This window comes from Pseudactinotalea sp. Z1748 (assembly GCF_049725185.1).
Taxonomy (GTDB): domain Bacteria; phylum Actinomycetota; class Actinomycetes; order Actinomycetales; family Beutenbergiaceae; genus CALKWS01.
The window spans coordinates 50,144-69,273 of the sequence record NZ_JBMPQB010000008.1; the positions used below are offsets into that span (position 1 = coordinate 50,144).

A 19,130-nucleotide genomic window follows, 5' to 3' on the forward strand; every position below is an offset into this window, starting at 1 on the left:
ACTCCAGATACTAGGACATCCAACTATTCCTCGATAGGGGGTGGCTGCACCTGATCGCCGCCGTCGGCGCGCATCAGGCCCAGCAACTTCGTCAGTTCCCGAACCTGTTCGGGCGGCAGACCGGGCCGGGCGAAGACCTCGGCGTTGAGCGCGCTGGTCGCCTCCTCCACGGCCGTCCTCCCGGTGACGGTCAGGGAGGCCAGCACGACCCGGCCGTCGGAGTTGCTGCGCACCCGCTCCACGTAGCCCTGCCGCACCAGCCGCTCGACCAGGCTGGTCACGCTGGTCGGGTGCACCTGCAGCAATGAGCCCATCCGGGACATCGCCATCTCCCCTCCGGCGGCGAACGACAGTAACCGGAGCACCTCGTACCGGGCGAAGGTCAACTCCATCGGGCGCAGGACCGCATCGATGCGCTCGGCCAGCAACTGGTTGACCCGCACGATCGAGGTAACCAGGGCCATGCCGTCGGCGGCTTCGGCCCAGCCGTGCCGGACCCACTGTTGATGGGCCTGATGGATCGGGTCCCGGTCGGCGCGCACGCGACCACCCTACGGCGCAAGCCGAGTGCGCCCCGGGGGCGTTGCGGAGTGCTCACGAGCGTCACGGCGCCAGCCAGACCGGAATCTCAGGGGATGAGACAGGCGGGCTTTACTCTTGTGCCTGCCAGGCAGCAGGCCCGTAGTCTGGCTACCGACCATCCAGAGCGGCCGAGAGACCTGGCTCCACGACGCCGCAGCAACCCCCAACGGAAGCCTCCCGCGGGAAGGGTGCTCACGCCAGGACCGATGGAGTTCTTCATGCAGGCATCCCCCGACGGGCGCATCCGATGAGCACGGCTAGCCTTCTTCGTGTGCCCTCCGACCGACCGACCATCTCCTTCGAGCTCTACCCCCCGCGCTCGGAGAAGGGTGAGCGCGTCCTGGTGCGCACCCTCGCGGAACTGGCCGCGGCACAACCGGACTTCTTCTCCATCACCTACGGCGCGTCCGGCTCCACCCGGGAGACCTCACGGGAGTTGATCCGGCGGGTCGTCACCGAGACCGAGGTCACCCCGATCGCCCACCTGACCTGTGTGGGGGCCTCCGAGGAGGAACTGCGCGGGGTGATCGAGGACCTGCTCGACGAGGGGGTGCGCGACTTCCTCGCCCTACGCGGGGACCCGCCCGCGGGGCAACCGGACTGGGAGCCGCACCCGCAGGGGCTGACCCGCTCCAGCCAACTGGTGCGCCTGCTGCGGTCCATCGAGGCCGAACGGTTCGGCGATGCCGGTGCCACCACCGGGCAGGTGAACCCGCTGAGCATCTCGGTGGCGACCTATCCCGGCGCACTGCGCGACAAGACCGGCAACCCGGTGGTCGACCCGCGTGACATCGCCGCCCTGGTGGAGAAGCAGGAGGCCGGTGCCGACTTCGCGATCACCCAGATCTTCTACGACGCCGGGCACTACGCCGCGTTGCTGGAACAGGCCCGATCGGCCGGGGTGCACATCCCGATCCTGCCGGGGGTGATCCCGTTGACCGACCCGCGCCGGCTGCGCAAACTGCACCAGCTCACCGGCGTACGCCCCCCCGAGGAGCTGTTGGCCACGCTGGATGGAGCTGCCTCCAAGCAGGAGGCCTACCGGCTGGGCCTGCGGGCCACCCGCTCGCTGGTCAACGACATCCTCGCCCTCGGGGCACCCGGCCTGCACGTGTACACCTTCAACACCGCCACGCCGGCACTGGACCTGCTCTACGGGTCCGGGCTGCGTCCGGTTCCCACCCTGGCCTGAGCCTCGGCGAGGAGCGCACCCGCCCGGCCCCGCCGTCGTCGGCTTGATCTTCAACCGCACCCGAACAGGAAGTCTCATGACACAGCACACCCCGTTCCCCGCCGCCACCATCCTGGGCTACCCCCGGATCGGCCCGGATCGCGAACTCAAACGAGCCGTGGAGTCCTTCTGGGCCGGCCGCACCGACGCCGCCGAACTGACCGCCTCCGCACGCGCGCTGCGTGCGGACCTGCGCTCCCGCCTGCGCGGCCTGGGTCTGGACGCCCAGGACGCCTCGATCCCCTCCGACTTCACCTTCTATGACCAGGTGCTCTCGGTGGCCGCACAGGTGGGGGCGATCCCGGAGCGGTTCGAGGACCTGCGCGATCAGAACGGATCGCTGGACCTGGCCGGGTACTTCACCGTGGCCCGCGGGGAGGGTGACCGGGCACCGCTGGAGATGACCAAGTGGTTCGACTCCAACTATCACTACCTGGTGCCCGAGATCGGCCCGGAGACCACCTTCGATCTGGTTGAGACCCCCAGCGTGACAGCGTTCACCGAGGCCGCCGAGGACGGCGTGATCACCCGCCCGGTGCTGGTGGGTCCGATCACGTTCCTGCTGCTGTCCAAGGCCAGTGAGGCGGCCCCGGACGGCTTCAACCCGCTGGACCGTATCGATGACCTGACCGCGGTGTACGCCCGGTGGCTGGCCGCCTTCGCCGAGGCCGGTGCTCCCTGGGTGCAGCTGGACGAGCCGGGGCTGGTCTCCGACACCTGGCCGATCTCCCGGGCCGAACTCGGCGAACTGGTCTCCCGGGTCTACACCACCCTGGCCGGGGCGAGGCAGCGACCGGCGCTGTTCGTGGCCGCGCCCTACCACCGGCTGGGCAGCGCGTTCACCCCGTTGGCGGCCAGCGGGGTGGAGGCGATCGGGCTGGACCTGGTGCGCGGGGACATCCCCGACGGCGTGGCGGGCGCGGACCTGTCCGGGGTGACCCTGGTGGCCGGGCTGGTCGATGGGCACAACGTGTGGCGCACCGACCTGGACACCGCCCACGAGAAACTCACCGCCCTGCGCAGCGCTGCCGGGCCGGAGGCCACCGTGGCGGTGTCCACCTCCACCTCGCTGTTCCACGTGCCGCACACCGTGGCCGATGAACCCCAGCTGCCCGAGCAACTGCGGTCCTGGCTGGCGTTCGCCGATGAGAAAGTCGGTGAGGTCCGGGCCCTGGCGGCCGGGCCCGAGCAGGCCGCCGAGGCGTTCGAGGCCTCCCGCGCGGTGCGGGCCGATCGGGCCGGGGCCGAGGGGGTCAGGGTGTCCGCGGTGCGTGAGCGCACGGGCCGGCTGTCGAAGGCCGACTTCGCGCGCAGCGATTACCCCACCCGACAGGCCGCCCAGCGGGCGGCACTGGACCTACCGGAGTTGCCGACGACGACGATCGGGTCGTTCCCGCAGACCGCCGAGGTGCGGCGCGCCCGGGCGCAGGCACGACGCGGCGACATCACCGGCGAGGAGTACCTGGCGGCGATGCGCGCCGAGATCGACCGGGTGATCGCACTGCAGGAAGAGTTGGGCCTGGACGTATTGGTGCACGGCGAGCCCGAGCGCAACGACATGGTGCAGTATTTCGCCGAGAACCTCGACGGTTTCGCCGTCACCCAGAACGGGTGGGTGCAGTCCTACGGATCACGGTGCACCCGGCCCTCGATCCTGTGGGGTGATGTGTCCCGGCCCGAACCGATCACGGTGCAGTGGTCCACCTACGCCGCCTCCCGCACGGACAAGCCGGTCAAGGGCATGCTCACCGGTCCGGTGACGATCCTGGCCTGGTCCTTCGTGCGCGATGATCAGGCTCTGGGTGAGACCGCCAACCAGGTGGCCCTGGCGCTGCGCGATGAGGTGGCGGATCTGGAGGCGGCCGGGATCGGGCTGATCCAGGTGGATGAGCCGGCGCTGCGGGAACTGCTGCCGCTGCGCCAGGAAGAACACGAGGACTACCTGGACTGGTCGGTCAACGCGTTCCGGCTGGCTACCGCCGGCGCCGGGGACGCCACCCAGGTGCACACCCACCTGTGCTACTCCGAGTTCGGTGAGGTCATCGGGGCTATCGATGGCCTCGATGCCGACGTGACCTCGGTGGAAGCGGCCCGGTCCAAGATGGAGATCGTCCCGGACATCGCCGCCTCCTCCTTCGCCCGGGGGATCGGGCCGGGGGTCTACGACATCCACTCACCCCGGGTGCCCAGCACCGCCGAACTCACCGGACTGCTCCGGATCGCGCTGGGATCGGTGGACGCGCACCAGTTGTGGGTCAACCCCGACTGCGGGTTGAAGACCCGTGGCTATGAGGAGACCACGGCCTCGCTGCGCAACCTGGTGGCCGCGGCCAAGGAGGCGCGGGCGAGCGTGCGGACCTGATCCGGCCGGGGTTCATGCCGCGGGCCGACTCATGCCACAGCCCTCCCGGGGTGCGGTCGTGGCGAGCAGCGCTAGCGTTGGAGACCCAAAGACGATGAGGGAGTGGATGCCATGAAGGGCAAGGTCCTGTTTGTGCTGGGCGCCGCCGTGGGATACCTGCTGGGTAGCCGCGCCGGCCAGGAGCACTACGAGAAGGTCAAGGAGCAGGCGAAGAGCGTCTGGGAGAACCCGTCGGTGCAGGAGAAGGTCAACGCCGCGGAGAGCAGGATCGGTACCGTGGTGCGCGAGCAGGGCTCGCACGTGGCGGAGAAGATCAGCGGCACGGTCAAGAACAAGTTCGGCTCCGACTCCTCCGACTCCGTCGGCTCCGAGGATGTCCAGGCCCCGGCGGAGCCCTACCCTCCGGCCCCCCGTCCCCACGACTGAGAAGGTGCGCTCACCGAGGCCGGGTCGGGCTGCCGGGACCGGCCTCGGGCGGTGGCAACTCGTCAGCCGGCCGGGCAGGCTCGGACGACCTCGGTGAGCGCGCCCAGCTCCTCCGGGGTCACGCCCAACCGGTAGGCGTCCTTGATCAGCACCTGCTGCACGGCATAGGCGCAGTGGAACCGCTCATCGGGCGGCAACCAGTGCGCGGCATCGGATGCGCCCTTGTCCTGGTTGGCCGCGCCGTCCGCCGCGATCAGATTTCCCGGATCGTTGGCGAAGACCAGGGCCACCGACGGCGGCCAGGTATCGGCTCCCTTGCTCCACGCATCGGCCAGGGCGACCACATGATCAATCTGCACCGCCGAACTGGTGTCCGGCCCGCGTTCGAACTCGATCCGGTGCCCGGTGTAGGGGTCGTGCAGCACGCCGGCCACCACCACACACGGTTGCACCGGGTCGAGGGAGACCTCGATGAGCCAGTGCGCGAGTTGGTCGTTGCGGGTGTCGCAGCCGTTGCCGTCCACGTCGAACCAGGCCGGGCCGAAGTGGTCCCGGTCATAATTGGTTAGCGGTCGCGGCTCGCCCACCACCACCAGCCGGGTCAGCGCCTCCGTCGCGGCCTGCACCCGCTCGGGTGGGACCGTCCACGCCGGGGCCGGGGTCACCTGCGCCCACCACGTCGGGGCCACCAGCGCGAACACCACGCACAGCACCGCCACGGCGAGGGCATGCAACACCCGCCGCACCAGGCCGGGCTCCCACGCCAGCAGTTCCGCCAGTCTGTTCACCACCAGGAGCCTCACACGGCACACCCGGCCCGGGCCCGCGTCGCCGAGTCGGGTGTGGACCCCGGGATCGCCCCGGGCAACCCTGTGGACACCGGCGCGGCGCCGTCATCGGGTGTACCCCGGGATACGCAACACTTGTCCCCATGTCCAACTCTTCCTCGCGCAAAGCCCAGGTGCGCCGGTGGCGCCGCTACCTGGCCGAGGAGCAGGCCGAGGCCAAGGTCTACCGGGCGCTCGCGCAGCGCCGCAGTGGTGAGGAGGCGCAGATCCTGAACGCCCTCGCCGAGGCCGAAGCGCGCCATGCCGCGCACTGGGAGCACCTGCTGGCCGATTACCCCGGCCGCGCCCGCGGCCCTTCGTTGCGGTCACGCCTGTTGATCCTGCTGGCCGGATGGTTCGGCTCGGTGTTCGTGCTCGCCCTGGCCCAGCGTGCCGAGTCGCGTTCGTCCTATGCCGAGGACGCCGACGCCACCGACGCCATGGCCGCTGACGAGCGGATCCATGCCGAGGTGGTGCGTTCGCTGGCGGTGCGGGGCCGGGCCAGGATGTCCGGTTCGTTCCGGGCCGCGGTGTTCGGGATGAACGACGGGCTGGTCTCCAACCTTGCTCTGGTGCTGGGGATCGGCGCGGCGGGCACCTCCACGACCGTGATCCTGCTGACCGGGTTGTCCGGGCTGTTGGCCGGGGCGTTGTCGATGGCGGCGGGGGAGTACGTCTCGGTGCAGTCCCAGCGGGAACTGGTCGACGCCTCCGCCCCGAGTCCCTCGGCCCACACCGTGATCGAGCACCTGGACGTCAACGCCAACGAACTGGCCCTGATCTACCGGGCTCGGGGCATGTCGCAGGAGGACGCCGCCGCCCGGGCCGCCGAGCGGCTGGCCGTGGCCGACCCGGAGCGTCAGCAGCCGCTCCGGGCGGGCTCGACGCCGGTGGAACTGGGGTCCGCGCTGAGTGCGGCCGTGGCCAGCTTCTTCCTCTTCGCCGCCGGCGCGATCATCCCGGTGCTGCCCTACCTCTTCGGCGCCACCGGCACGACGGCGGTGCTGCTGGCCGCGGTACTGGTCGGGTTGGCCCTGGTGGTCACCGGGGCGACCGTGGGGTTGCTCTCCGGCTCCTCGCCCTGGTTGCGGGCGCTGCGCCAACTGGGGATCGGTTGGGGTGCGGCGGCGGTCACCTATGCGCTGGGCCTGGCCTTCGGGGCGTTGGTGGGCTGAACGCGGGCAGGTCCGCCGGCGCGCCGAGTGGGCGCTGCGTTGTTCAACCCGTGGAAGCCGGCTCCGGTACCTGGTCCCGCAAGGTGGCGACCACCCGGGGGGCCAGGGCCACGCCGTCGCCGCCGTGAGACGTGGGCACGCCCCCGTCCCCGCTGCGGCGCCTGGTCTCGGGGATCGCCACCGGGGTGCCGTGGGACAGGATCTGCTCACCGGGGGTGAGTTGGCGGATCGCGATCGCCGCCACTGCCTCGGGGAACTCCTGGGCGAACTCGGCGTAGATCGCCGGATCGCGCTGGCCGTCGTCGCCCACCAGCACCCAGTGCACGTGGGGAAACTCGGTGCGCAACCGGCGCAGGGTGCGCTCCTTGTGCTCCCGGCCGGAACGGAACCAGCCGGTATTGGTCGGGCCCCAGTCCGTCATCAACTTCGGGCCGAACGGATAGTCGTGCTCGTGCAGGAACTCCGCGATCGCGGGCACCACGTTCCACGCACCGGTGGACAGGTAGAACACCGGGAGATCGCCGACGTGCTCCTCGACCCGGCGGTAGAACCGGGCCATCCCCGGAACGACACGGCGGCTGCTGTGGTGGCGCACGAAGGTGTTCCACACGGCGATCAGCGGGCGCGGTACGGCGGTGATCATCACGGTGTCGTCGATGTCGCTGACCAAACCCACTCGTGCGCGCGGGGAGATGATGCGCACCCGGGCCGGGACCGGCGTGCTGGCCCGGGCGCGCAACGTGACCTGGTGCCACCCGGGCTCCAGACCGTGATCGGGCACGGACAGGTCGATGTAGCCGCCACGGTCGGCGCGGGTGTGGTGATCACGGCCGTTGACGGTGACCGTCACCGGGATCATCCCCACCGGCGCGGTCACGTACGGCCGCCAGCCCCGCACCGGTTTGGCCGGGGCGTCGGCCTCGGCGTCGGCCTCCGGCAGCGGGTTACGGGTCATCACCACCCGGCCCAGGATGCGCACGAAGTCCGGTGAGCCGTACCCGGTGTGGGCGATGGTGCGGGGGCGCCATCCGCGGTTGCGGAGGAAACTGATCAACCTCCGGTTCAGCGCGTCCTCGACGGCGGCGGCAACGTGAGTACCCGATGGCATGTGATCGGCGTCCGCTCCGGTGCGCCGGCTCAGACCCGCGGTGCCGGGGGCGGGCCCTCGTCGCGGCGCTCCACCACCTCACGGTGGGAGGTGTTGGCCCGCTGACCCTGCAGCACCAGGGACAGTACGATCGCCAACACACCGGCACCCATGCAGATGTAGCCGATCATGGTCAGGTCCACGGCGTTGATGTTGTCCCTGACGGCGAAGCCCAGGATCGCTCCGACCACCAACAAGAAGACTCCAAGTCCGATCCTCATCTGCCAACCTCTCTCTCGGTTCGGCGCCGGGGCTCGGCGCGTGGCGCGCGGTGGCGCCGACACCATGGTGGCGCACGTCGGCCGGTCCGGCATGTTGAGCGGCGCTCGCGGCCTCCGCCGGCACCCCCGGGCGCGTCCCGCGGGGGCGAGCCCCGTCGTCGCGGGCTACCACGGGCGTGGCTCACTCGCCGGGCGACCCCCGCCGTCGTCCGGGGTTGACCGTGCCCAGCACCGCCCCGGGGGTAGCGCCGGCGGCGCGGGCGCGTTCCTGCAGCGTGTGCGCCTCGGCCTTGGTCATCGGGTTCCGGGCACCGCAGAAGACGCACTCCACCTCATACTTGGTGGAGACCGTGGCGGTAGGGATGAAGAACAGCGTGAGTTTGCTGATGTCCTCGATCAGCCGGTGCGCCGCCGGGTTCTGGCAGTGCCCGCAGATGAGCGTGACCGTGGCCAGCACGGTGCGGTAGGGCTTCACCCCGCCGATCAGGATCATGCCACCAGGGTACGCGCGCGGGCAGAGCCACGGGCCCGCTCGCGCGCACCACGCAGGTCAGGTCAGGTGCACCTGACCGTTCGAGGTTTGCAACCGGGCGTGCAGGGCGGCACTCGCCCCGGACTCGAGGCTCAGGTCCACCCCGAGCAGGTCCAGCACGCCACGCACCCGATCCGGTTCCGGGTGCGTGGCGTGCACGCCGAGCAGTTCCACGGTGGGGATCTCGCTCAGGGCCGGATGGTTTGTGCTGCCCCAGTCGATCAGGAACGGCACCACCGGGGAGAGAGCCTCGGCGCGGGAGAGCCGCCAGTGCAGTTCGGTACCGTCCGGGGTGCGTCGCGACAATGGTTCGATCGAGCCGGGGTCGTACCCACCGGCCCGGGCCCGCTCGATCACCGACTCCAGGTCCGGCGGGTGCACGGCGAAGGTGACCAGGCCGGCGTCGTCCAACTCATCGATGCCGAACGTGGTGATCGGTTCGGTGGACGTGCGGTCCGGGTCCGGACCGATGATCTCCAGGTACCCACGGGTGCGCTGCCCGCCGACGGTGAAGGCCACCAGGTAGTTCGCGGTGCCGCGGGGGTGCCTGCCTCCCGGCGCGGGAACAACCCCGGTGCGTTCGGTGAACCCGGCCACCGCGGCGTTCAGGTCCGGTCCGGCGTAGACGAGGTGGTCGAAGTGGGTCGGTACGGGGGCGTTCATAGCGGCAACCGTAGGCGGGGGCCGACGACGACGCACCGGACCCGGTTCCTGTCTCACCTGACGGTCGGCACACCCCGGGGCGGCCGAGGGGATCGGGCGCGGCTGTGCCGGTTGGGGCTACCGCAACAGGCTGCGCACTCCGCGCAGGGCCACCGACAGCGGTGCCAGGCCGGGGGAGTCGATCGCCAGGATATCGGCCAGGGACTCCTCCACCCGGCCCACCGCGGCACCGATCTGCTCGGCCCAGTTCTCGATCCGAGCCGGCGCCGCATCCTCCTCGGTCTCACGCATGATCACCGCGCTGAGCAACTCGGCGGTGGCGTAGAGGTCATCGCGCATCGAGGCCCGGGCAAGGGTGGCCCAGCGTTCGTCTCGCGGCAACCCGGCCACCTCGATGAGAAGATCGTCGATGCGGAACCGTTCCGAGACCGCGAAGTACAGTTCCGCGGACCGCTCCGGCGGGCACTCGGCCTCATCGGCGAGCTGGACCACATCCAGCAGCGACAGGCTGGGCAACAAGCCGGCGAACTGCTGCGCCAGTTCCTCCGGCACCCCCGCCTCGCGCATCTGCTCGGCGCGGGCGTGGAAGCGCTCCAGTTCGGACCCGCGCAGGAACTGCGGCAACTGGGCACGCAGCGCCGTGACCCGCTCGGAGAAGCGTTCGATCTCCGCGGCCACGTCCAACTGGTCGTGCCGCTGGTGGGCGAACCAGCGGGTGGCCCGGTCCAGCAACCTGCGGAAGGACAGGTACAGCTCGGCCTGGGTGCCGGCGTCCACCTTGGTGTCCAACGCCTCCACCGCGCTGGTGAACTCGACCAGATCGAAGATTTCCCGGCTGGCTGCGTAGGCCCGCGCCACCTGCTCGCTGCTGGCGCCGGTCTCATCGGCAGCCCGGAACGCGAAACTGATGCCACCGCGGTTGACCATCGAGTTCACCACCGTGTTGATGATGATCTCGGAGCGCAGCGGGTGGGCCTCGATCGCGTCGGCGTACTTCTCGCGCATGGCGGTGGGGAAGTACTCGGCCAGGGTCTTGCTGAACCAGGAGCCATCGGCGATGGAGGTCCGGGCCAGGTCGTCCTTCAGGGCGATCTTGGAGTAGGCCATCAGCACGCTGAACTCCGGCTGGGTGAGCCCGTGCCCGGCCTCGGCCCGGGCGTCCAGCTCCTCCTCATCGGGTAGGAACTCCAGCTCCCGGTCCAGGTCGCCACGCTTCACCAACCACTGGATCAACCGGCGGTGCACCCCGAGCATCTGCGCGGACTGGGCGCGGGAATTGGACAGCAGCACGTTCTGTTCGTAGTTGTCCCGCAGCACCAGTTCGGCGACCTCATCGGTCATCGAGGCCAGCAGTTCGTTGCGCTCGGATCGGTCCAGACCCCCATCGCGCATCACCTCCCGCAGCGGGATCTTGATGTTGACCTCAAGGTCCGAACTGGACACGCCCGCAGAGTTGTCGATCGCGTCGGTATTGATCCGCACCCCGTTCATCGCGGCCTCGATCCGGCCCAACTGGCTGGCCCCGAGGTTGCCGCCCTCGCCCACCACCTTGACGCGCAGGTCCCGCCCGTCCACGCGGATCGCGTCGTTGGCGCGGTCGCCGATGTCGCTGTGGGACTCGGCCGAGGACTTGATGTAGGTGCCGATCCCGCCGTTCCAGAGCAGGTCCACCGGCGCCAGGAGCATCGCCTTGATCAGCTCGGTCGGGGCCAGTTCGGTCACGTCCTCACCGAGCCCCAACGTGGCGCGTACCTGCGGGGTGATCTCGATGGACTTGGCGGTGCGCGGGTACACCCCACCCCCGTCGCTGATGAGGTCGGTGTCGTAGGACTCCCAGGTGGTGCGGGCCTCGGAGAACAGTCGCTCGCGTTCGGCGAAGGAGGTGGTGGCATCCGGGTCCGGGTCCAGGAAGATGTGCCGGTGGTCGAAGGCGCCCACCAGGCGGATGTGTTCGGACAGGAGCATCCCGTTGCCGAAGACGTCCCCGCTCATGTCCCCGATACCCACCACGGTGAAGTCCTCGGACTGGGTATCCATCCCCCGCTCGCGGAAGTGCCGCTTGACCGACTCCCAGGCGCCCCGGGCGGTGATGCCCATCGCCTTGTGGTCATACCCGGCCGAGCCACCGGAGGCGAAGGCGTCGTCGAGCCAGAACTCGTACTCGGCGGAGATCTCATTGGCCACATCGGAGAAGGTCGCAGTGCCCTTGTCCGCAGCCACTACCAGGTAGGGGTCGTCATCGTCGTGGCGCACCACCCGCTCCGGTGGCACCACCTCGTCGCCGCGCCGGTTGTCGGTCACGTCCAACATGCCGCGGATGAACGCCCGGTAGGAGGCCTCGCCCTCGGCGAGCCAGGCGTCCCGGTCCGCTGCCGGGTCGGGTAGTTGCTTGGCGTAGAAGCCGCCCTTGGACCCGCCGGGCACGATCACCGCGTTCTTGACCATCTGAGCCTTGACCAGGCCGAGCACCTCGGTGCGGAAGTCCTCCCGGCGGTCGCTCCAGCGCAGCCCACCGCGGGCCACCTTGCCGAATCGCAGGTGCACCCCCTCCACCTGGGGGGAGTAGACCCAGATCTCCGCGGTGGGCACCGGGCTGGGGATACCGGGCACCTGGGCGCAGTCGATCTTGAAGGAGATGTGCTCGACCGGGTTGCCCTCGGCGTCGGTGCAGAAGTAGTTGGTGCGCTGGGTCGCGCCGATCACGCCCATGTAGGCGCGCACCATCCGGTCGTGGTCCAAACTCGGCACATCGTCCAGGGCGGTGATGATCTCGGAGGTCAGCGTCTCCTCGGCGTGGCGCCGGGCGGTCATGTCCGTACCCGAGGGGTGGTCCGGGTCGAACCGGGCCTCGAACAGGCGCACCAGTTTGGTGGCCAGTTCGGGGTTGGCCACCAGCCCGGCCTCCAGGTACTCCACCGAGAAGATCGAGCCCACCTGGCGCAGGTAGCGGGCGATGGTCCGCAGGACCACGACCTCGCGCCAGTCCAGGCCGGCGCTGAGCACGAGATGACCCAGCACGTCGCTCTCGGCCAGCCCGGCTCGCGTCGCCAGGAACGCCTCGGTGAAGCGGCGTTCCCGGTCATCGGTGACCCAGAGATCCTCGCTGCCGGCCCGCAGGCCGAAGTCGTAGACGAACGCCTCCGCCTGGGTGTCGGTGGCACGGACCCGGAAGGGGCGCTCGTCCAGGACCTCCACACCAAGGTCGGTGAAGGTGCCCAGCACCTCGGTCAGGGACACCGGGCTGCGGCGGTACACCTTCAGGCGTCGCTCACCCGGGTTGGCCTCCTCCGGGCGGTACAACGCCAAGGCGGTGTCGTCGTCGTCGGCCAACCCCTCCAGGGCGAGCAGGTCCGAGACCGCCGCATCCGGGGAGACCATCTCCTTGTAGGCCTCGGCGAACCGGCCGGTGTAGGTCGCCACGAGGTCGTAGGCCTGCTCCTGCGGTACCCGGTCCAGGGCGGCCTCGAGCACCTTCTCCTCCCAGGTGCGGGTGGCCCGCACCAGTTCGGACTGGATCTGCTCCACATCCACCTCGGGCAGCGCCCGCCCGTGCCGCACCCGCACCACGAAATGCAGCTGCGCCAGCGGGGAGTCGGCCACCCGGGTGGTGAACTCCACCGTCTCGGCTCGGTAGGCCTTGCGCAGCACGTGCTCCATCGCCAGGCGCACGGCGGTGTTGTACCGATCGCGCGGGATGAAGACCAGGGCGGAGACGAACCGGCCGAACTCATCGGTGCGCAGGAACAGTTTCGAACGGCGCCGTTCCTGCAGGTACAGGACCTCCTGGGCGACCTCGGCCAACGTGGCCACGTCGGTCTGGAAGAGCTCGTCGCGCGGGAAGTTCTCCAGCACCTGCAGCAGATCCTTGCCGGAGTGGGAGTGGGCGCTGAACCCGCTGCGGTGCAACACCTCGCGCACCTTGTCGGCAGCGATCGGCAGGCGCAGCACCGACTCGGCGTAGGCCGAGGAGGTGAGCATGCCCAGGAAGCGCCGCTCCCCGGTCACCGCACCGGAATCGTCGAAGGTGCGGATACCGATGTAGTCCAGATAGGTGGACTTGTGCACGGTGGCACGGGAATTGGCCTTGGTGATCGTGAGCAACCGGGGCTCGCGCGCGGTGGCCTGGGCCTGCGGCTGCAGCCGGGTGTAGGGCTTCTCCGGTTCCCCGCGCAGGATGCCCAGCCCGCTCTCGGGTACCGGGCGCAGCACGTCCTCACCGTCGACGGTGTCCAGGCTGTACTCGCGGTAACCCAGGAAGGTGAAGTGGTCATCGGCGAGCCAGGTAAGGAACTCCCGGGTGGGCCCCACCTCGGCGGAGTCGACGGTGTGCGGCACACTCCGGACCAGGTCGGAGGTGATCTGCTGACACTTCTGCCGCATCGCCTGCCAGTCCTGTACCGACTTGCGGACGTCCTCGAGTACCTCCTCCACCCGCTGCTGCAGGCGGTCAAGGCGGTCGGCGTCGGTGATCCGGTCCACCTCGAGGTGCATCCAGGACTCGGCGATGCCCTGGTCCGCGGGCGGGCGCTCGCTGAGTACCTCGCTCAGGTTCCCGTCCCGGTCGCGCCGCACCATCAGTTGGGGGTGCACCACCAGGTGCACGGAAAGGCCCTCCGCGGCCGCGGCTGCGGCGAGGGAATCGACCAGGAAGGGCATGTCGTCGGTGCACACCAGGACCGAGGAGTGTGGGGAGGTCCACCCGTTGGCCTCGCGCTGGGGGGACAGCACCCGCACCAGGGTCTGCCCCTGCCGGCGGGTACCGGCGAGCTCGTACATCGACTGCACCGCCCCGGCGAGGTCCGCCGGCTCACGTTCGGCCAGGTCCTCCGGAGCCACGTGCTCCAACACTCGCGGCAACACGTCCGCTACCTGGTCTTGCCCCTGCTCGGCCGCCAGATCCGCAGCGCCGCGAAGGATCTCGTCCCGATCGGGACTAGGTTCGCGCAGGATCGACTGGTTCATCTTCCATCCCTGATCGGAGTACGTCGGTGTACCTGTGGAGCCTATCGCTGATCGGCGTGCCGGCAGCCCGAAGGGGGTGGCGGCGGAGGGGAAGCCGACGCCGGCTGCCGTTCTCAGGTGCCGGGGTGGCGTGGCCGCCGGCTACGACAACCGGCACATTCACGCAGGGGTGTCCACCCAGGTGGAGCCCGCCGGCACCGGCTCCACCGTTCCGCCGGTGAGTTCGGCGACCAGGGCGCCCAGCCCCTCGGATCGCTGCCTTGGCACTCCCAGGCGCAGCGTGGCCGCGGCGGAGTAGGTGGTGTCGAGTATCTGCACACCCCGGGCCCGCAGGTCCGCCTCGACCTTCCCGGCGGTGGCGTGGTCCAACTCCAGGGTGTACTCCAGGAGCAGTTCCCGGGCCACCAGCCCGGCGCCGTCCAGGCCCGCCCGGACGGCGTCGGAGTAGGCGCGGATCAAGCCGCCGGTGCCCAGCAGCACCCCGCCGAACCAGCGGGTCACCACCGCCACCACGTCGGAGACCTCCCGGCCCCGCAGCACCTCCAGCATCGGTGCCCCGGCGGTGCCGGCCGGCTCGCCGTCGTCGGAGGACCGCTGCACCCCGGCATCGGGCCCGAGCACGAACGCCGAGCAGTGGTGAGCGGCGTCCCAGTGCCGCTTGCGCAGCCCCTCGACGACGCCCCGGGCCGCCTCCTCGGTGCTCACCCGGGCCAGGGTGCACAGGAAGCGGGAGCGTTTGACCTCGATCTCCGCCTCACCGGTGGCGGCGAGGGTCAGGTATCGGGTGGTCACCGTTCCATTATCACCGGCTGCGCCCTCGGGGCCGGGACCGGGGCCGGGTGACCCGATGTCAGGCGGGGCGACCAGGCGCCTTGCGCAGCGTGGTGGTGGTGAACTTGTGGGCGAAGCCCAGGCGTTCGTAGAGACGGTTGGCGCCGGTGGGGTTGGTCGAGTCCACCTCGAGTTCAACCACGTCGAAGTCGCCGGAGTCGATCGCGGCGCGCAGGGTGTGGGCGATGCTGGCTCTGGCCAGACCGCGGCCGCGGTGCTCGGCGCGGGTGCCCACGGTGGTGATGAACAGTTCCCGCTCCAGCCATTGCCCGCACAACACGTAACTGAGGACCCGACCCTGATCGTCGACGGCGACGGTGGACACCGCGTGCCGGTTGCTGCTCGAGGACCAGCGCCGGGCCCACAGTTCATCGGTGACGGGGGTGGAGCCCCAGTGGTCGGTGAACGCCGCACGATGGGCTGCCAGCACGGCGTGCTCGTCACCGGACCGAACCGTGCGGACGGTGACGCCGGGGACCGGGGCTGGTTCGTCGTCGGACCTCAGCGCCGCTCCGGGCAGGGGACGGGTGAGGACTTCGAAGTAGCGCACCACCTGGTACCCGCGGGAGGTGAGCATCGCCTCGGCCGAGGAGTCGCGGAGCCCGCCGCTGGCCTGGAAGTAGAAGCCGGTGCCTGGATGGCGCGCGGTTGCGGATTCGACGGCGCGGGCCTCGAGACGGTCCATGATCTGGGTGCCCAGGCCGCGGCGTCGGTGGTCGGTGTGAATGCCCCCGATCAGCGAACAGCGTACTCGGCCCTCGGCGTCCGGAGTGGCGCTGACCCAGACCTGGCCGAAGCCCACCATCTGCTCGCCGTGCCAGAGCGCCCAACTGTCCCGTCCGTTGTCGATGTTCGGGGAGGTGAGCTCCTCGGTCAGGTCGGTGGTGGAATAGAACTCCTCGGTGCCGTCCACCTGCGCCAGGTGGTTGACCAACTGAGTCCATGCCTCGACGTGCGGCAGGGTCAGGGCGCTCCAGCGGTAGTCGGGCGCCGTGGGTGTCGCTGCGGGGGAGGTGGCTGGGGTGGAGGTTGCCGCGGCAGGCGTTGCCGTCGCGGCGTCGGGGGCCGATGGGGACTGCGGTGCGGAGGTCACAGTGCATCAGCGTGCCGCATCGCGAGATAGGTGTGCGAGGCATTTTGCGCAGGGGCGTGGCCCGCGCCGGGGGTGGCCCGCGCAGGGGCGTGGCCGGTAAGGCCGCCGAGTTCGACCCCACTGGTCGACGTCGAGGGTCCGGGCACTCGACGTCGACCACCAGCGTCGAACTGGACGTGCGGTGCTGTGACGAACACGCCAGTCAGCGCCGGGCGTCGGGTTGGGCTTCAGTCCTGCTCACCCATGGGTTGCAGCGGCACCCGCTCGGGGGCCTGGGTGCGCGCCCGGACGGCGTCGTCGTCGGCCAGGGTGGACAGTGCCTCCTCCTCGGCTCGGGCCAGTGCCCGGTAGGAGTCGATCTCGGCGGCCTTGGTCTCGGCGTCCCAGCCCAGCAAGGGGGCGGCGATGTCGGCGATCTCGGGCAGCGCCCCCAGGCCGCGGTCGCGGGATTCATAGAACAGCCGGACCCGCCGCTGCAGGATGTCCTCCAGGTGCAGGGCTCCCTCGTGGGTGATCGCCCAGGCCACTTCCGCGCGCAGGTACGCAGGCGCGGCGGCCAAGGGCTCACCCAGGCCCGGATCGTCCTGCACCGCCGCGCTGATCTGGGCCAGTTCGGTGCCGTAACGGCCCAGCAGGTGCTGCAACCGGTCCCCGGTCCACCCGTGCCGGGCACCGATCCGGCCGGCCTGGGCGGTGATCGCCTCCAACCCGCTCGCGCCCACCAGCGGGGTGCGGGCGGTGACCGAGGGACGCGCCTTGGCACGCTCGGGGCCGATCGCGTTGTCCACCGCGTGCTCTGCCATCAGCCGGTACGAGGTGAGTTTGCCACCGGTGATCACCGTCATCCCCGGTGCCACCTCCAGCACGGTGTGGTCGCGGGAGATCTTGGTGGAGGCGGCGTCCTCGCTTGGCTGCACGAGCGGACGCAGCCCGGCGTAGACACCGATGATGTCCTCGAAGGTCAACTCCGAGCGCAGCACCCCGTTGGCGTGCTCAAGCAGGTAGTCCACGTCCGGGCGGGTGGCCACCGGCCGCAGGGGCTCCTCGCTCCAGGGGGTGTCGGTGGTGCCGATGATCCAGTACCGCTGCCAGGGGATGATGAACAGCACCGACTTCTCGGTCCGCAGGAAGATCCCGGCCCGGCCCCGGATCCGGTTGCGCGGCACCACGATGTGGATGCCCTTGGACATCAGCACCTGCACCTTGGCCTCATCGGCGGCCAGGGCCTCGGTGTCCTCGGTCCACACCCCGGTGGCGTTGATGACGTGCTTGGCGTAGACGCGGTGACGCTGACCACTCTCCAGGTCCACCACCTCGGCGCCGACCACGCGGGGGCCGTCCTTGATCAGGTCCACCATCTGGGTGCGCGAGGCGGCGTGGGCACCGTAGGACTGGGCGGTGCGGATCAGGGCGGTGACCAGCCGGGCGTCATCGACCCGGGCGTCGTAGAAGCGGATCGCACCGATGAGTTTGTCCGGGCGGATGTCGGGGAACAACTGCAGCGCGCCCCGCTTGGAGTAGTGCTTCTGGAGCGGCACGGCCCGCCCACGGAATCCGGCCACGGCCATCGCGTCGTACATGCCCACCCCCACCGCGGAGTAGGCCCGTTCGATCACCCGGCGCTTCAGCGGCCACAGGAACGGTTGGGCCTGGACCAGGTGCGGGGCGGTGGTGGTCAGCAGCAGCGCGCGCTCCCGCAGCCCCTCGGCGACGAGTGTGAAGTCCAGGTTGTACAGGTAGCGAAGCCCGCCATGTACCAGTTTCGATGACCAGGCGGAGGTGCCGCCGGCCCAGTCCTGCATATCCACGATCCCGGTGCGCAGGCCCCGGGTGACCGCGTCCACCGCGACCCCGGCGCCGGTGACCCCACCGCCGATCACCAGCACGTCCAACTGCTCGTTGCCCAGCGCGGCCAGGGCATCAGCCCTGCTTCGGGGGGTCAAGGCTGAGAACAAGGCAGTTCCTCCACGGCTCGCACGGACACGAGCCCGGGGTACACGCAAACCCCGGGCCGGACTGTGCCCTATGTTTCTCCTAATCGCACCCTTTGTGCAACGCGGCCGCCCTGCCGAGCAACGCGGCCGCCCCGCCGACCAAGGAGTCCCATGCCCGGCCCAGTCCGCACCGGACCCGCCCCCACCGGTCTCTTCCAGGCCTACATCTTCGACATGGACGGCACGGTCTACCTGGGTGAGGAGATGCTGCCCGGTGCCACCCGGTTGATCACCGAACTGCGCCGGCGGGGACTGCCGGTGCGGTTCCTGTCGAACAACCCCACCAAGGACCCGGGGCAGTACGCCGAGAAACTGGACCGGCTGGGCCTGCCCACCCCGGAGGACGAGATCGTCAACACCGTGGTGACGATGACCCGGTGGCTGCAGACCCATCACCCACAGGCGAAGGTCTACCCGATCGCCGAGGAGCCACTCGTGCGGGCGTTGGGCGAGGCCGGCATCGCGATCACCGACGATCCGGCCCAGATCGACATCGTGATCGCCTCCTACGACCGCACCTTCACCTACGCCAAACTGCAGATCGCCTTCGATGCGCTGTGGTTCCACGGCCGAGCGATCCTGGTCACCACCAACCCGGATCGGTACTGCCCCTTCCCCGGCGGACGCGGGGAACCCGACGCGGCCGCTATCGTCGCGGCGATCGAGGCGTGCACCGGGGTGAAACTGAGCAAGAACGTGGGCAAGCCGGATCCGGACATGCTCACCGCCGCGCTCGCCGGCCTCGATGTGGACCCTGTCAACGCCCTGATGGTGGGGGACCGGTTGCACACCGACATCCGGATGGCAACTGACGCCGGCATGCCCTCGGCGATGGTGCTGACCGGGGACTCCAGCGCCGACGAGGTGGCCGAGACCGATCCCGCCCACCGGCCCACCTACGTGCTGGACCGGGTGGACCACATCCTGCCTGCCGCCCTGCGGGCGGAACTCGGCTGGGTGGAGTAGCCGGGTAGGAGAACGGTCGGCTTGCCGACAGCGGGGACGAGGCCGGGGGGTGCCCCCGGGTGCAGGTCGCGCGAGGGCGGGGCTCACCTCAGGTTGACGGCGCCGGCCTGGCGGCGCG

The 19,130-nt window shown here is 70.2% G+C and carries 15 protein-coding genes and 1 riboswitch; of the genes, 5 read left to right on the forward strand and 10 right to left on the reverse strand.

Annotation, left to right across the window (positions count from 1 at the left end; translation table 11 throughout):
• Positions 1-23: 23 nt before the first annotated feature.
• Complete coding sequence (locus ACO0LU_RS15855; RefSeq protein WP_424792323.1) at positions 24-542, reverse strand: MarR family winged helix-turn-helix transcriptional regulator; 519 nt, start codon at positions 540-542, stop codon at positions 24-26.
• 152 nt (positions 543-694) lie between these two features.
• Positions 695-795: riboswitch (SAM riboswitch) on the forward strand.
• Between the two features lie 58 nt (positions 796-853).
• Between ACO0LU_RS15855 and ACO0LU_RS15860 the strand changes: the two genes are divergently transcribed.
• From ACO0LU_RS15860 to ACO0LU_RS15870, 3 genes are all read left to right on the forward strand, one after another.
• Positions 854-1,774, forward strand: a complete 921-nt coding sequence (locus ACO0LU_RS15860) for a methylenetetrahydrofolate reductase (RefSeq protein ID WP_424792324.1) — start codon at positions 854-856, stop codon at positions 1,772-1,774.
• A 76-nt stretch (positions 1,775-1,850) separates the two neighbouring features.
• On the forward strand, positions 1,851-4,175 hold the full coding sequence (metE, locus tag ACO0LU_RS15865) for a 5-methyltetrahydropteroyltriglutamate--homocysteine S-methyltransferase (RefSeq protein ID WP_424792325.1): 2,325 nt from the start codon (positions 1,851-1,853) through the stop codon (positions 4,173-4,175).
• A 111-nt stretch (positions 4,176-4,286) separates the two neighbouring features.
• On the forward strand, positions 4,287-4,601 hold the full coding sequence (locus ACO0LU_RS15870; protein WP_424792326.1) for a YtxH domain-containing protein: 315 nt from the start codon (positions 4,287-4,289) through the stop codon (positions 4,599-4,601).
• 62 nt (positions 4,602-4,663) lie between these two features.
• Here ACO0LU_RS15870 and ACO0LU_RS15875 read toward each other — a convergent pair whose 3' ends face one another.
• Positions 4,664-5,389 (reverse strand): HNH endonuclease family protein, encoded by a 726-nt coding sequence (locus ACO0LU_RS15875; protein WP_424792327.1) that lies wholly within the window; start codon positions 5,387-5,389, stop codon positions 4,664-4,666.
• Between the two features lie 143 nt (positions 5,390-5,532).
• Between ACO0LU_RS15875 and ACO0LU_RS15880 the strand changes: the two genes are divergently transcribed.
• A complete protein-coding gene (locus ACO0LU_RS15880) occupies positions 5,533-6,603 on the forward strand; it encodes a VIT1/CCC1 transporter family protein (protein ID WP_424792328.1) in 1,071 nt (356 codons plus the stop codon).
• Positions 6,604-6,646: 43 nt separating this feature from the next.
• On the opposite strand, the gene ACO0LU_RS15885 is transcribed toward ACO0LU_RS15880, so the two are convergent.
• The 8 genes from ACO0LU_RS15885 to ACO0LU_RS15920 all read right to left on the reverse strand — a co-directional run bounded on the left by ACO0LU_RS15885 (position 6,647) and on the right by ACO0LU_RS15920 (position 18,007).
• On the reverse strand, positions 6,647-7,711 hold the full coding sequence (locus ACO0LU_RS15885) for an App1 family protein (protein ID WP_424792329.1): 1,065 nt from the start codon (positions 7,709-7,711) through the stop codon (positions 6,647-6,649).
• Positions 7,712-7,740: 29 nt separating this feature from the next.
• On the reverse strand, positions 7,741-7,971 hold the full coding sequence (locus tag ACO0LU_RS15890) for a DUF6458 family protein (protein WP_424792330.1): 231 nt from the start codon (positions 7,969-7,971) through the stop codon (positions 7,741-7,743).
• Positions 7,972-8,152: 181 nt separating this feature from the next.
• A complete protein-coding gene (locus ACO0LU_RS15895; protein WP_424792331.1) occupies positions 8,153-8,464 on the reverse strand; it encodes a hypothetical protein in 312 nt (103 codons plus the stop codon).
• A gap of 57 nt (positions 8,465-8,521) precedes the next feature.
• Positions 8,522-9,166 (reverse strand): VOC family protein, encoded by a 645-nt coding sequence (locus tag ACO0LU_RS15900; RefSeq protein WP_424792332.1) that lies wholly within the window; start codon positions 9,164-9,166, stop codon positions 8,522-8,524.
• 117 nt (positions 9,167-9,283) lie between these two features.
• Positions 9,284-14,128, reverse strand: coding sequence for an NAD-glutamate dehydrogenase (locus tag ACO0LU_RS15905; protein WP_424792333.1), 4,845 nt, complete (start codon positions 14,126-14,128; stop codon positions 9,284-9,286).
• Between the two features lie 159 nt (positions 14,129-14,287).
• Positions 14,288-14,920, reverse strand: coding sequence for a YigZ family protein (locus tag ACO0LU_RS15910; protein ID WP_424792334.1), 633 nt, complete (start codon positions 14,918-14,920; stop codon positions 14,288-14,290).
• Positions 14,921-14,978: 58 nt separating this feature from the next.
• Positions 14,979-16,052 carry a GNAT family N-acetyltransferase gene (locus ACO0LU_RS15915; RefSeq protein ID WP_424792335.1) on the reverse strand — a complete coding sequence of 358 codons (1,074 nt, stop codon included), beginning with the start codon at positions 16,050-16,052 and terminating at the stop codon, positions 14,979-14,981.
• Between the two features lie 227 nt (positions 16,053-16,279).
• The gene (locus tag ACO0LU_RS15920) at positions 16,280-18,007 is read right to left on the reverse strand and encodes a glycerol-3-phosphate dehydrogenase/oxidase (protein ID WP_424792337.1); all 1,728 of its coding nucleotides are present in this window, start codon (positions 18,005-18,007) and stop codon (positions 16,280-16,282) included.
• Positions 18,008-18,157: 150 nt separating this feature from the next.
• Here ACO0LU_RS15920 and ACO0LU_RS15925 point away from each other — a divergent pair, with 150 nt between their 5' ends.
• Positions 18,158-19,012, forward strand: a complete 855-nt coding sequence (locus tag ACO0LU_RS15925) for an HAD-IIA family hydrolase (protein ID WP_424792338.1) — start codon at positions 18,158-18,160, stop codon at positions 19,010-19,012.
• Positions 19,013-19,130: the final 118 nt, after the last annotated feature.

Excerpts from the sequence above, each read along its gene's own strand:
- metE (WP_424792325.1), top strand. The coding sequence starts at position 1,851 with ATGACACAGCACACCCCGTTCCCCGCCGCCACCATCCTGGGCTACCCC.
- ACO0LU_RS15870 (WP_424792326.1), top strand. The coding sequence starts at position 4,287 with ATGAAGGGCAAGGTCCTGTTTGTGCTGGGCGCCGCCGTGGGATACCTG.
- ACO0LU_RS15880 (WP_424792328.1), top strand. The coding sequence starts at position 5,533 with ATGTCCAACTCTTCCTCGCGCAAAGCCCAGGTGCGCCGGTGGCGCCGC.
- ACO0LU_RS15885 (WP_424792329.1), bottom strand. The coding sequence starts at position 7,711 with ATGCCATCGGGTACTCACGTTGCCGCCGCCGTCGAGGACGCGCTGAAC.
- ACO0LU_RS15890 (WP_424792330.1), bottom strand. The coding sequence starts at position 7,971 with ATGAGGATCGGACTTGGAGTCTTCTTGTTGGTGGTCGGAGCGATCCTG.
- ACO0LU_RS15895 (WP_424792331.1), bottom strand. The coding sequence starts at position 8,464 with ATGATCCTGATCGGCGGGGTGAAGCCCTACCGCACCGTGCTGGCCACG.
- ACO0LU_RS15900 (WP_424792332.1), bottom strand. The coding sequence starts at position 9,166 with ATGAACGCCCCCGTACCGACCCACTTCGACCACCTCGTCTACGCCGGA.
- ACO0LU_RS15905 (WP_424792333.1), bottom strand. The coding sequence starts at position 14,128 with ATGAACCAGTCGATCCTGCGCGAACCTAGTCCCGATCGGGACGAGATC.
- ACO0LU_RS15925 (WP_424792338.1), top strand. The coding sequence starts at position 18,158 with ATGCCCGGCCCAGTCCGCACCGGACCCGCCCCCACCGGTCTCTTCCAG.